Source organism: Nocardia abscessus, assembly GCF_015477775.1.
Lineage (GTDB): Bacteria > Actinomycetota > Actinomycetes > Mycobacteriales > Mycobacteriaceae > Nocardia > Nocardia abscessus_A.
Genome location: NZ_JADLQO010000016.1, coordinates 1 through 12,479, shown reverse-complemented (window position 1 = coordinate 12,479; position 12,479 = coordinate 1). Strand labels below are relative to the sequence as shown.

Here is a 12,479-nt window from a genome sequence, read left to right as displayed (position 1 = left end):
CAGAGCCTCCTACTCGGCGAAACAACCGCTGGCCGAACGCTTTTTGGGCAGCACGAACAAGCCGCTGCACTCGGCTGCCCAGGCCGGGCGCATGGCGTCGACCACCACGTGCGATTCGATGAGAGCGCGAGCGGTACGAGGCGCACTCGCGCGGAATCCGGCATTCCTCCAACGTCATCGCCGCGGACCGGGCGCCACGGCTATGTCAGCTACGTCACACGGTCGTAATCCGTGCAGTGCGAACATTAGGCGCTTCGTTAATAAAAAGGAACTAATTCCCCTAAAAACTTCTGGACGGATGTCCAGTGCGGCTACCAGGGCCGGAACTCGAGGCGAAACAGTCCGCGCGATCCCCATTTCGACCGCGGCGGCGCGCTCTCGCGCCGATGGCTGTGCAGACTATGAGCCGAAACGTTGCATCCGCGTTGCATCGGCGCCGAGGCGGCGGTCCAGCACCCGGATCTTGGCTTCGATCTGCGCATACAACGGCGAATCACGATCGACAGTGGCGCGGTAGGCCGCCCACGCCGCGGCGTCCTCGCGCCCCTCCGGGCAGGCGGTCCACCGGCGCAGCACCGTGGCATCGCAGGAAGCCAGCACCGCGGTGCGCAATCGCACCCGCAGTTCGTCGCGAATGTCGATGATTCCCGGCGCGGTCGACCGAGGCAGCACCGGCCCGACATAAAGTCGCAACGCCGAATCGACATCACCGGAGTCGAGCGCTGCGCGCAATGCCTCGACATCGGTTGCCACCGGAACGCGCAAACGGTAGGGCCGCGAACCGAACACCGCCGGGCCGACCACCGCCCGCAATCGGGACACGGCCGCGCGGATGGTGCCGTTGTCCAGATCGGTGTCGTCGAGCAGCAGCGCGAGATGGTCGGCGCCGAGCCCCTCCGGATGTTCGGCCAGCAGCAGCAGGATCTCGGCATGCCGCTGCGACAAGGGAACCCGATCGTCGGCGACGCTCAACTGCGGCTGTCCGAGGCCGAGCACGTCGAGCCCGAGCCTGCCCGCGGGGTGCGGCTGCGCCGGGTCACGGCGGCCCCGGCCGTCCGCACCGCGCTCTCCCGCTCGCATCACGGTGAGCAGCAAGTCCATCTCCGCCGCGGTTGCGGTGGCTTTGACCAGCGCGAGGATCTCCGGCTTTGCCACACGGACGCCGCCCGCGATCATCAGCACACCCACCAGCCTGCCGTCCGGATCGTGCACCGGCGCCGCGGCGCCGGTGATCTGGTGCATCCGGTGCAGGAAGTGTTCCGGGCCGTGGATCCATGCGGCGCGACCGGTGCGCACCACCAAGCCGACCGCATTCGTTCCGATGCGGCGCTCGCTCAGATCGTCACCGGCGCGCAGGCCGATCTCGGCGGCCGCCGCGACCTGCTCGGCGTTTCCGTGCACCGAGAGCACCCGGCCGAACTGATCGGCGACCACGACGATCAAACCCGTTCTGGCCGTGTCCTGTACGAGCAATTTGTCGATCAGCGGCATCAGCGCGGCAATCGGATGGGCCTGGAGATAGCGCTGGAGATCGGCGCCGCGCAGACCGCGGCCGTCGAGGGCATCCATCGGGTCGACCCCGCCGCGCACACTGCGCAGCCAGGACTCCAGTACGGCAGGACGCAGCAAACCGGCGAGCCGGGCAAGTTGATCGCCGCCCGCACTGAGATATCCGTGCGCCTGCGCGGCGTAGACTTCGAGCGCACCGAGTTGGGCGCCCGGCTCGACGCCCTGCCGTGGGGGTCGCCCACCTGCGATGTTGCTGACCATTTGCCTTTCTTTCCGCCCCAAACTGTACCGGCGCATACAGGGCGGTACCGACCGATGATGGGGTTTGTCCGCCAGGTCACACCCGAATCACATCCCAGCAAATTGTGACCCAACCGTCTTTCACTTTACGAGGTAAGGTGCGCGGCCGCCTTTTCCGCGATCATCATGGTCGTGGCCTGTGGTCCACGACCGAGTGGCACCGGCACTACGGACAGATCCACAACGGACAATCCGGTGACGCCGTGCACTCGGCACATCTCGTCCACTACCGCCGCCGCGTCGTTTTCCCGCCCCATTCGGCAGGTCCCGGACAAATGCTGCGAAGTGGCGAGATTCGCCCGTAGCCAGGCGCCGACATCCGCGGGCTCCGGAATCGGATCGACCGGCCGGGCGTTCATTCGTCGCAGCAGCCCGCCCGCGGTCGCCACCGCGTCGCGCAACCGGGCACGATCCTGCTCCGCAGTGAGATAGCGATAGTCGATCAGCGGCGCGGCATCCGGTTCGGCAGATCGCAGGCGCAGCACCCCGGAGGAGAGCGGGCGCATCAGCGTGACGCCCAGCCGGTGCACCCCGGGCGTGAAGGAGACCGCGTAAGGCCGGATTTCGACGTCGTCGACTTCCAGCACCGTCTCCAGCGGGACGGTCGGCGGTTCGGCCACATCGAGCAGGTAGGAGATGCCCACCTCGGGATGGTCGCTGAACCACGCGCCGACCGGGGCCGGGTGCACGACCGGGATGTCCAGTGCGCGAAGCTGTCGCGGGTCGCCGACGCCGGAGCGCAGCAGCAGCGCGGCCGACTCGATCGCACCGGCGCAGAGCACGACGCGGTCGGCCCACTCGATGTCGGTCTCGCCGTCGCGCACGCACTCCACGCCGACCGTCCGCGTCCCGTCGAAGCGGATGCGCGTGACCACCGTTTCCGCGGCGACGGTCAAGTTCGGGCGTGTCAGCGCGGGCAGCAGATAGCCGACCCCGGGGCCGATCCGCCTGCCCTGGTCGCAATTGCACGGCACCGCCCCGACGCCCTCGCCGCTGCCGGGCGCGTTGAGATCCGGTACTTCGGCGAATCCGGCGGCCAGGCACGCCCGCGCGAATTCCGCACTGATCGGAGCGGGGTCCGTCGCGCGCCGCACCGGAATGGGGCCGTGGCCGCCGTGCCAGGGCTGATCGCCGAAGTCCAGGTCCCGCTCGATCCGGCAGTAGATCGGCAGCACGGAGGCGAACGACCAGGCGTCCGAACCGCCGAGCACGCGGGTCCAGGCGTCGAAGTCCGCCACCGTGGCCCGGACGAAGTAACCGCCGTTGACCGCCCCCGAGCCGCCGATCAGCCTGCCGCGCACGATGGTTCCCGGCACCGGCGGGTCGTCGGCGAGGACGACCTCGTAGCGCCACAGCCACTGCGCCTCCGGACCGATGGGAAGCGCGGCCGCGTCCATCAACTCGGCTGGCATCGCGTCCAGACCGACCCACAGGGCGCCTGCCTCGAGCAGCCGCACCGTGTGCGCCGGATCGGCGCTCAACCGCTCCGCCAGTACGCACCCGGCGGTACCGCCCCCGACGATGAGCGTGTCGGCCATTCGGACTCCCGTTCGGTATCTCGGCGCGGCGCCGGTGCGGGCCGGATCAGGTCTCGCGGGTGGTTCGGGTGGCTCAGCGCGACGGTGTGGTGGGTTTCAGCGCCTCCAGGCTGCGAGCGCGGAAGGCGCCCAGCCACAGGCCGGTGCCGTAGGCGATGTCGTCGAGCCGCTTGTAGGCCACGTAGCGCACCGGATCCAGGCCGCCCGCGTCGCGGTGGGTGAACCAGTCGGCCAGTCCGTCCGCGATGGCCATGGTGACCGCGATCCGCCGGATGCGCCGCGATACGACCATCGCCAGCAGCGTGATCGGCCAGTAGTGCCTGCACATCGCCGAGGCCAGACGCCACAGCCCGGCGAAGAAGCCACGCGCCAAGTAGATCGCGGCGATCCGGGTGGGGTTGTCCAGCCCGGCGAAGACGCGGCGCAGCCGGGCCAGCGCGGTGATCAGGGTGACGACGCCGCCGAGCAGTCCCCACTTGGTCAGGGTCGCGAACAGGAACGCGGCCAGCAGCGTCCAGGACGGCACCGACAGCGGTGCGACCGTTCCCGCGTGCCGCTCGCCCAGCGGCGCGGCGCCGGTGCCGTAGAACAGCTTTCGGCCGAACCAGGCCCGGAAGCACACCCGGTGGTCGTGCGCCACGTGCGCGGCGGGTTCGTAGCGCAGCCGCCAGCCCGCCTGCTCCAGCCGCCAGCACAGGTCGACGTCCTCGGCGACGTGCATCGACTCGTCGAAGCCGCCTTGGCCCAGCAGCGCCCTGCGCCGGGCCAGCAGCGCCGCGCTCGGCACGTAGGACACCAGTCCGCGCGAGTGCACGGCCGCCTCGCGCCGGCCCAGGTCCAGCGATGAGCGGGTGTGCTCGTAGCGCGCCAGCGCGTTGGACTCCGGGTCCAGCGCGACGATCCGCGGGGCGACCAGCGCCACTCCCGGGTCGCTGAAGTGGCCGAGCATCACCTCCAGCCATCCGCTGCGCGGCACCACGTCCGAATCCAGGAACGCGACGAAGTCGGTTGTCGCCGCCCGTAAACCGGCGTTGCGGGCGGCGGCAGGCCCCTGTTTACGGTCGTGGCGCAGCACGGTCACCCGGCAGCGGGTGCCGCGGTTGCGCGGGATCCGGACCGGCTGATCGGACCCGTCGTCGACCACGATGACGTTGTGGCCGCGCAGCGCGGCCAGCAGCCGCGCCAGCCCCTCGGCGTTGTTGTGCAGCGGCACGATGACGGTGACGTCCTCCGGCGAAGGCAGCAGCCGGGGGCGGGGATTGGCCACTCCGGAGTCGAGCAGCCGTCTGGCAACGACAGCGGATTTCGGGCCGGTCACCTCGAGGTACCCGTCGCCGATCATCTCGGCGGCCTCCGGGGCAAGTCGCAGCAACCGGGCGGGCGAACCGCCGATCAGGACCCGCCCACCGGAGTATGCGCGTACCCGAGGATCGATCCGCACCCCGAATCCATCGGGCAGGCGATCATGGCGCATTCCTGGCATGCTAGGCGGAGTTTCGGGTGCGGACATCAACAGTCCGGAAAAATCGGCAGAATTCCGGGCGAAACCGGCCCGCCACCGGAAGCGACCCGCCCCTCCTCCGATGCCGGGAGTTCGCCAACGGACTTGTCCCAGCATCCGGCAACGCGGCGGCTATCACCCGGTAGCAAACCGGGCGATAGTCGAATCCGGTCATTTAGCATACTTTCAGCAAACTGCACGGCGTCATGCCAGCGGACTCTCGTCGCAGGCCCGCGACGGACGCCGGTCCGGCGAGAATCCGGCCGGGCGCGTCGCGCTCAACGTCAACGGGACCGGCCCGCCCTTGCGCCCGCCCGGTCGCGGCGCGACCCGGCGCGAGTGGTCGACCGACGAACGCGGGATCATCCGCGCGGTGTCGGCCAGCGCCGCCTCGCCGTAGCCCTGGACGCACTCCGGGTCCGGTCCGTCGGCGGGCAGCCCGGTGAAGAACTTCGCCGCCATGCAACCGCCCCGGCAGGCGTCGTAGTGGCTGCACGACGCGCACGCGCCGCCGCCACTGGGCTCGCGCAGCTCCCCGAACAGTTGCGAGGACCGCCATACGGCGCCGAAACCGCCGTCGGTCACCACGTTTCCCGCATGGAACCGGTCGTGGATGGCGAACGGGCAGGCATACACGTCGCCGACCGGGTCGACCAGGCAGACCACCCGCCCGGCGCCGCACATGTTCAGGCCCGGCAGCGCCTGGCCGAACGCGGACAGGTGGAAGAACGAGTCGCCGGTGAGCACGCCCTCCCCGTTGCGCAGCAACCAGTCGTAGAGCACGCGCTGCTGGTCGGGAGTCGGATGCAGCTCGTCCCACACGTCCGCGCCGCGCCCCGACGGCCGCAGCCTGGTCAGACGCAAGGTGGCGCCGTACCTTTCGGCGATCGCCCGGAACTGGTCGAGCTGTTCGATGTTGTGCCTGGTGGCCACCACCGACAGCTTCGCGTCCCGGAACCCTGCCGCGGCGAGGTTCTCCAGTGCGCGAATGGCCATGTCATAGGAGCCGGGACCGCGCACGGCGTCGTTGACCGCCGCGTCGGCGCCGTCCAGCGACACCTGCACGTCGACGTAGTCACTGGCCGCCAGCCGGGCCGCGACCTCGGGCGTGATCCGAACCCCGTTGGTGGAGAACTTCACTCCCACGTGGTGGGCGGTCGCGTAGTCGACCAACTCCCAGAAGTCCGGGCGCACCGTTGGCTCGCCGCCGCCGATGTTCACGTAGAACACCTGCATGCGCTCGAACTCGTCGATCAACGCCTTGCACTGCTCGGTGCTCAGCTCGCGCGGGTCGCGCCGGCCCGAGGAGGACAGGCAGTGCACGCAGGACAGATTGCAGGCGTAGGTGAGTTCCCAGGTCAGGCAGATCGGCGCGGCGAGGCCGGATTCGAAGCGGTCCACCAGGCGCACCGCCGCGTCCGACGGCGGGACCACCCCCGCCGTGGACGGCGCCGGAGCCGCGCTCGCAGCGGCCGCTACCGCCGGTGCGCCGGCCGGTGCGCCGACGATCATCTCCGAATCGGCGAGCTGTGTCAGCGCTTCGACGTAGGCCGCGGTACCGGACTCCGGCACGCCCGCGGCGCGCAGGGCGGTGCGGGCCGAGACGTGCTCCGGCAACGAGCGGACGACCTCGACGATCCGCGGACTCTTCAGGAAGGAGAGTTTGCGCGTGCCGAAGTGGTAGAGCAGCGCGCCGAAGGGCTCCGGCCGCAGCGCCACTCGCGGGTGCAGCTGCCAGCGGGTATCGAGATCGAGCATGGTTGTCGACCGCCTGTCAGTAGACGCCGCACATGCCGTCGATGGACACCTCTTCGATGAGGCTCTCCTCGACCAGCGGCGCCTCTTCGGCCGACCGCGCCGCGGCGGTCTCCATCCGTCCGGTGTTGTCGGTGTCGGCGTGTCCGATGGACCCGTATTCCGGCATGGCTACCTCCGCGAGGACGATCCGTGTGCCGGACTGCCCGGTGCAGTCCGTGCTCACACAATAACGTCATAAACTGACAAAAGAACAGGTTTCACTCATCGAACCGGCGATCGGCGCATTCCGGCCGCCGCGCACCCGGGACGACCGGCCGATTCGGCCGCACGCCGAGGGGAACAGGCGGCGACGGCGTCCATACCCGGCGCTCTAGACTGCGGGTGGCAAGCAGCTGAACGGAATGTGACGGGCGGCACACGCCCGCAGTGGTAGAGGTGGCATGGGAGTCGGACGAATGCAGGCGAACGGGGGCAGCAGCACACGGTGGTGTGCGCATCAGGCCCGGAGGCGGAAGCTTGCGTAACCACGGAGGGTCTGCGAGCGCCACGAATCGAACACTGTCGGAGTCCGAGATCGTCGAGGCCGCTCTGCGGGTGGTTCGCGAGGACGGCGTGGAGAAATTGTCGATGCGGCGACTCTCCCGCGAACTCGGCGTCTCCCCCATGGCGCCCTACTACTACGTCGCGGACAAGCGCGAGCTGCTCGACCTCGTCGCGAGCGCGGCGCTGACCGGAGTGCGCACGCCACCGCCCGAATCCGGGTCGTGGCAGCACCGGCTGCGCGACCTCGTCGACCAGATCGACGAGAAGCTGCGCAAGCATCCCGGTCTCGGCGACATCCTCATCGAGCAGATGCTCGGCAAACAGCTGGACCTGATCGCAGCGATCATGGACATCCTCGACGAAGCGGGCTTCGGCGACCGCAACATACTGGCCGCCTACGCGACGATCCACACCTATCTGTTCGGCCGCAGCCGGGTGAACCCGCGCGACCGCTCCGCACCGGCCGACGTGACCCTGCCCCCCGTCGTCGAGCGGGCTACCCGCTACATCGGCGACCTGCGCGGACGCTACTCCTACGACTTCGGCATGGACGTGCTGATCGCCGGTCTCGAAGCCCAGCTTGTCCGTCAGGCGACCACCGACGTACGATGAAACTGAAACACGTTCTAGTTTTGGCGTAGCGCAATGCCCATGCCATGTTCGAGAGGACGACATGACCACTGTCGAGGTTCCACACGGCTCGCGCTCGGTCGTGCTGCGGGTGTCCGCGGTCATCGCCGAGACGGCCGACACCCGCTCGCTGGTCTTCGACGTTCCCGACGAGCTGGCCGAGAAGTTCCGCTACCAGCCGGGACAGTTCCTCACCCTGCGCATCCCCAGCGACCGGACCGGCTCGGTGGCGCGGTGCTACTCGCTGGCCAGCTCGCCCTACACCGATGACCGCCCGAAGGTGACCGTCAAGCGGACCGACGGCGGCTACGGGTCGAATTGGGTGTGCGACAACGTGCAAGCGGGCGACCGGATCGAGGTGCTGCCGCCCTCGGGCGTCTTCACCCCGAAGAACCTGGACGACGATCTGCTGCTGTTCGGCGCGGGCAGCGGCATCACCCCGGTCATGTCCATCCTGAAGTCGGCGCTGGCCCGCGGCACCGGCCGCATCGTGCTGGTCTACGCCAACCGCGACCACGAGTCGGTGATCTTCGCGGGCGAACTGCGCGACCTGGCGGACAAGCACCCGCAGCGCCTCACCGTGATCCACTGGCTGGAGTACCTGCAGGGCTTGCCGACCGCCGACGCGCTGGCCACCCTCGTCGCGCCGTATCGCGGCTACGACGCGTTCATGTGCGGGCCGAAACCGTTCATGGACCGGGTGCACGACGCGCTCGCGCAGCTGGGCGTGCCCCGCTCGCGCACGCACGCCGAGGTGTTCAACTCGCTGGCCGGCGACCCGTTCGCCGATCAGGCGCCGGTCGAGGTCTCCGACGAGGAGGCGGCCGACGCGGCGACCGTCGAGGTCGAACTCGACGGCGAAGTGCACGAGCTGAAATGGCCGCGCAAGCAGACGCTGGTGGACATCATGCTGGCCAAGGGATTGGACGTGCCCTATTCCTGCCAGGAAGGCGAATGCGGTTCGTGCGCTTGCACGGTGCTGGAGGGCAAGGTCGAAATGGACAACGCCGAAATTCTCGACCCGGAGGATATCGAGAACGGTTATATCCTCGGCTGCCAAGCGCATCCGGTGACCGACCACCTGAAGATCCAGTTCTGAGCCGACCGGCATTTCGAACGCAATTGTGCGTTCGCCTAAACAGTCGCGGTAACCGATCGATTACCGGCCTGCCGGGCGGTGACTGCGTCAGCAGCGCGGCCGGAGTCCGTCGAGGATGAGGGCGGTGACTCGTTCGGCGACGTCGGGCGTGTGGCTCTGCACGGCTTGGCAGCCGACGATGATCGCTTTGGTTTCCCGCACGGTCAGCTCCGCGCGCACGGTCCCGGCCTGCTGCGCGGTGGTGAGCAGTTCGCCGAGCAGCTGTAGGAATTGAGCTTCCGCGCCGGGGGCGAGGTCCTCGATGTCGATGCCGTCGCCCGCGATGGCCTGGGCCAGTCCTTGGTCGGCCGCGCCCCAGTCCAGGGCCATGGCACGGATGAACTCGAACAGCGCTCGACCGGGTTCCCCGGAATCCAGCAGGGCGCGCCCCGCTGTCACGACCTGGTGCAGGCGGTGTTCGATGACGGCCCCGAACAGGGCCTTCTTGGTCGGGAAATGCCGGTAGAGGGTGCCCGGTCCCACACCTGCGCGGCGAGCGATCTCGTCGGTCGGCACCGACAGGCCCCCGGCGGCGAAGATTTCGTAGGCGGTCTCTAGGACCAATTCCCGGTTGCGAGCGGCGTCGGCCCGCAGCGGCTTGGCGCTGTCAGCCACTCCGAATCACCTCCTGCGCACTACCCACCAGCAAACGGATGATGCGCTCCGTATAGTTGAACTAGAAGCGGAGCTCTCGCTCCGATTGCTGATCATAGTGAGGACAACCCCATGCCGAAATGGACCACCACCGACATCCCCGACCAGACCGGGCGCACCGCGATCATCACCGGCGCGAACTCCGGGCTGGGATTCGAAACCGCCACCGCGCTCGCCGCCAAAGGCGCGCGGGTGGTGCTGGCCGTGCGCAACCTCGACAAGGGAAAGGACGCGGCCAACCGGATCACCGCGACCACCCCCGGCGCCGAGGTCCGACTGCAACAACTCGACCTGGCCTCGCTGGCCGGAATCCGCTCCGCCGCGGAAGAACTCAAAGCCGACCACCCGCGCATCGATCTGCTGATCAACAACGCCGGAGTGATGTACCCACCCAAACAGACCACCCAGGACGGTTTCGAGCTGCAATTCGGCACCAACCACCTCGGGCACTTCGCCCTGACCGGCCTGCTGCTGGAGCGGCTGCTGCCCGTCGAAGGCTCGCGGGTGGTCACCGTCAGCAGCGTCGGGCACCGCATCCGCGCCGCGATCCACTTCGATGACCTGAACTGGGCGAACAACTACAGCCGCGTCGGCGCCTACGGTCAATCCAAGCTGGCCAACCTGCTGTTCACTTACGAACTGCAGCGCCGCTTGGCCTCCACCGATCGAACCCCGATCGCCGTCGCAGCCCATCCCGGCGGCTCGAACACCGACCTGGGCCGTCACATGCCCGCACTGCTGGGAGGGCCTGCTATGCAGCTGCTCACCCAATCCGCGGCCATGGGCGCGCTGCCGACCCTGCGTGCGGCCACCGACCCGGCCGTGCACGGCGGCCAGTACTACGGGCCGGGCGGGTTCGGCGGCCTGCGCGGCTACCCCGTGCTCGCCTCGTCGAGCAAGCAGTCCCACGACCCCGACCTGCAACGTCGGCTGTGGCAGGTCTCCGAAGAACTGACCGGCGTCACCTATCCCATCGACTGATCCGACGTGCGCGCACTCGGGGCGGCTGATCGGACGGCCTCAGCAGGACCGACTGTCGCACTGGGCTTCCGCTTTTGCCGCGCAACCGGCTCAGGTCACGGCAGGCTCTCATTCTCATGTTCGAAACCGGACAATCCGCCGACCAGGAGCGGTGGGTTCATCGAGAACGCGAGGATGGAACCGCCCTCACCTTGTCGTATCGCCTGCGGAACGCGCGCGGTATCCGGCGCGGGCCTCGGGCGGCAAATGCTCGGTCGCGTAGCTCAGTGCGGTGCGTCCCATGGCCGTGGCGTGCCGGTCCAGGAAGCCGGTCAGCAGGCTGCGGTCGACGCGCTTGCCCACTTCGCGCAGCATCCAGCCCAGCGCCTTCTGGATCAGGTCACGCCGGTCGCCGAGCAGCAGTTCGCTCAGCGCGAAGGTGGTGGAGGCGTCGCCCGCTTTGATGAACGCGAAGGTGGACAGCAGCGCCACCCGCCGCTCCCACAGCGAGTCGGCTCGGGCCAGCTGGAACAGCAGTTCACGCGGCTTGTCCAGCAGCCACGGGCCGAGGATGTTCTCCGCCGACACGTCCACGAGATCCCAGTTGTTCACTCGGCCCCGGCGCACGGCCGCCAGGTACAGCTCCACGATGGCGGCGCGGGCGGCATCATCGAACGAGCGCGGCTTGGACGCCGCGGCGAATCGGGCGTTCAAGATGACCAGCGCGGCGAACCGGTCCTCGTGCACGTCGCTGTCGAGCAGCTTGTCGATCTCATCGAGCGGAAGCGCCGCGAACCGTTTCGCGACAACGCGGCTCGCCGGGACCCGGACGCCGAGGAACACGTCACCCTCGCCGTATTCGCCGGGGCCGGTCTTGAAGAACCGCTGCAGGTGCGTCGCGTCGGCCGGATTCGCCAGTTCCCGCAGGGCCGCCCGCACGTCGGCCGCGGTCAGCGCGTCGGTCATCGAACCACGCTCCTGTTCCGAATTGCTCGGCGGCTCACCCCGGTGCGCCCAGCACCCGTCCGGACTCGAACGCGGCCGCGCTGGCGGGCAATGCGCCGGGCTCGCCGCTGTTGAGCACCCGGACCTCGCCGGTGCCGGTGCTGGGGCGGCCGAGCGCGTCGATGCGCCGAATGGTCTGCGCGGCAACAGCTTGCGCGCTGTCGAACAGGCGCACTCCGTCCGGCAGCGCGGCCACGATCGCGTCGGTCACCAGTGGGTAGTGAGTACAGCCGAGCACCACGCCTTCGACGCCCGGCGGCGTCCGCGCGGCGGCGTCGGCGATCGCGTCGTGGGCGGCGGCCAGATCACCGCGGTCGATGGCGTCGGCCAATCCATGGCACGCCACGCCGACCACGTCGGCGTCGCCGCCGAATTTCGCGATCAGATCGGCCTGATACCGGCTCGCGGTGGTCGCCGCCGTGGCCCAGACCGCCACCGACCGGCATACGGCCGCGGCGGGTTTGATCGCGGGCACGGTGCCGATCACCGGCACGTCGGGCCCGACGTCCGCGCGCACGTGCTCCAGCGCCGTGACGCTGGCCGTATTGCACGGTAGGACGATCACCTCGGCCCCCATCCGGAGCGATGTCCGCGCGGCGTTCACCACCCGCTCGACCACCCAGTCCTCCGGCTTCGGCCCCCACGGCGCGCCCTCCGGGTCCAGTTGCAGCAGCAGATCCACATCCGGCCGCAACTTGCGCAACCAAGCGGAGGTGGGCAGCAACCCCAGACCAGAGTCGATGAGCGCGACGATCACCGCACCACCGTATTACAGCCCCACCGACAGCCACGCACACCGCTCATGCCCCGGCGCACCCCCGTTACCTTTTTCGTGGGTACCGCGATCGGGCCCACGGTCGCCAGGCTCGGTATGACTTCTTGCCCCTGTCTTTCTCATGATCCGGGGGGTGGTGTCGCTGGGCTCTGGTGGCGTTGACGGACC

The 12,479-nt window shown here is 69.1% G+C and carries 11 protein-coding genes; 3 read left to right on the top strand and 8 right to left on the bottom strand.

Features of this window, described 5'->3' with window-relative positions; genetic code table 11:
- Window positions 1-399: 399 nt before the first annotated feature.
- The 5 genes from IU450_RS31050 to mftA form a co-directional block, all read right to left on the bottom strand.
- Window positions 400-1,770: a GAF domain-containing protein gene (locus IU450_RS31050; RefSeq protein ID WP_195153291.1), complete on the bottom strand. Its 1,371-nt coding sequence runs from the start codon at window positions 1,768-1,770 to the stop codon at window positions 400-402.
- Between the two features lie 125 nt (window positions 1,771-1,895).
- Window positions 1,896-3,347 (bottom strand): mycofactocin system GMC family oxidoreductase MftG, encoded by a 1,452-nt coding sequence (gene mftG, locus IU450_RS31045; protein WP_195153290.1) that lies wholly within the window; start codon window positions 3,345-3,347, stop codon window positions 1,896-1,898.
- A 73-nt stretch (window positions 3,348-3,420) separates the two neighbouring features.
- Window positions 3,421-4,821, bottom strand: a complete 1,401-nt coding sequence (mftF, locus tag IU450_RS31040; RefSeq protein WP_195153289.1) for a mycofactocin biosynthesis glycosyltransferase MftF — start codon at window positions 4,819-4,821, stop codon at window positions 3,421-3,423.
- A 231-nt stretch (window positions 4,822-5,052) separates the two neighbouring features.
- Window positions 5,053-6,606 carry a mycofactocin radical SAM maturase gene (gene mftC, locus IU450_RS31035; RefSeq protein WP_195153288.1) on the bottom strand — a complete coding sequence of 518 codons (1,554 nt, stop codon included), beginning with the start codon at window positions 6,604-6,606 and terminating at the stop codon, window positions 5,053-5,055.
- 16 nt (window positions 6,607-6,622) lie between these two features.
- Window positions 6,623-6,721 carry a mycofactocin precursor MftA gene (mftA, locus tag IU450_RS31030; RefSeq protein ID WP_157107015.1) on the bottom strand — a complete coding sequence of 33 codons (99 nt, stop codon included), beginning with the start codon at window positions 6,719-6,721 and terminating at the stop codon, window positions 6,623-6,625.
- 401 nt (window positions 6,722-7,122) lie between these two features.
- Between mftA and mftR2 the strand changes: the two genes are divergently transcribed.
- Window positions 7,123-7,761, top strand: coding sequence for a mycofactocin system transcriptional regulator MftR2 (mftR2, locus tag IU450_RS31025; protein WP_195153287.1), 639 nt, complete (start codon window positions 7,123-7,125; stop codon window positions 7,759-7,761).
- A 61-nt stretch (window positions 7,762-7,822) separates the two neighbouring features.
- On the top strand, window positions 7,823-8,878 hold the full coding sequence (locus IU450_RS31020) for a ferredoxin--NADP reductase (RefSeq protein ID WP_195153286.1): 1,056 nt from the start codon (window positions 7,823-7,825) through the stop codon (window positions 8,876-8,878).
- Window positions 8,879-8,965: 87 nt separating this feature from the next.
- On the opposite strand, the gene IU450_RS31015 is transcribed toward IU450_RS31020, so the two are convergent.
- The gene (locus IU450_RS31015; RefSeq protein WP_195153285.1) at window positions 8,966-9,532 is read right to left on the bottom strand and encodes a TetR/AcrR family transcriptional regulator; all 567 of its coding nucleotides are present in this window, start codon (window positions 9,530-9,532) and stop codon (window positions 8,966-8,968) included.
- Window positions 9,533-9,643: 111 nt separating this feature from the next.
- On the opposite strand from IU450_RS31015, the gene IU450_RS31010 reads away from it, so the two are divergent.
- Window positions 9,644-10,552 (top strand): SDR family NAD(P)-dependent oxidoreductase, encoded by a 909-nt coding sequence (locus tag IU450_RS31010; RefSeq protein WP_195153284.1) that lies wholly within the window; start codon window positions 9,644-9,646, stop codon window positions 10,550-10,552.
- A 186-nt stretch (window positions 10,553-10,738) separates the two neighbouring features.
- On the opposite strand, the gene IU450_RS31005 is transcribed toward IU450_RS31010, so the two are convergent.
- Complete coding sequence (locus tag IU450_RS31005; RefSeq protein WP_195153283.1) at window positions 10,739-11,497, bottom strand: DNA alkylation repair protein; 759 nt, start codon at window positions 11,495-11,497, stop codon at window positions 10,739-10,741.
- A 34-nt stretch (window positions 11,498-11,531) separates the two neighbouring features.
- The gene (locus tag IU450_RS31000; RefSeq protein WP_195153282.1) at window positions 11,532-12,293 is read right to left on the bottom strand and encodes an aspartate/glutamate racemase family protein; all 762 of its coding nucleotides are present in this window, start codon (window positions 12,291-12,293) and stop codon (window positions 11,532-11,534) included.
- Window positions 12,294-12,479 lie beyond the last annotated feature (186 nt).

Coding starts and splice junctions, on each gene's coding strand:
- IU450_RS31050 (WP_195153291.1), bottom strand. CDS start 1,770: ATGGTCAGCAACATCGCAGGTGGGCGACCCCCACGGCAGGGCGTCGAG.
- mftG (WP_195153290.1), bottom strand. CDS start 3,347: ATGGCCGACACGCTCATCGTCGGGGGCGGTACCGCCGGGTGCGTACTG.
- mftF (WP_195153289.1), bottom strand. CDS start 4,821: ATGCGCCATGATCGCCTGCCCGATGGATTCGGGGTGCGGATCGATCCT.
- mftC (WP_195153288.1), bottom strand. CDS start 6,606: ATGCTCGATCTCGATACCCGCTGGCAGCTGCACCCGCGAGTGGCGCTG.
- mftA (WP_157107015.1), bottom strand. CDS start 6,721: ATGGAGACCGCCGCGGCGCGGTCGGCCGAAGAGGCGCCGCTGGTCGAG.
- IU450_RS31020 (WP_195153286.1), top strand. CDS start 7,823: ATGACCACTGTCGAGGTTCCACACGGCTCGCGCTCGGTCGTGCTGCGG.
- IU450_RS31010 (WP_195153284.1), top strand. CDS start 9,644: ATGCCGAAATGGACCACCACCGACATCCCCGACCAGACCGGGCGCACC.
- IU450_RS31005 (WP_195153283.1), bottom strand. CDS start 11,497: ATGACCGACGCGCTGACCGCGGCCGACGTGCGGGCGGCCCTGCGGGAA.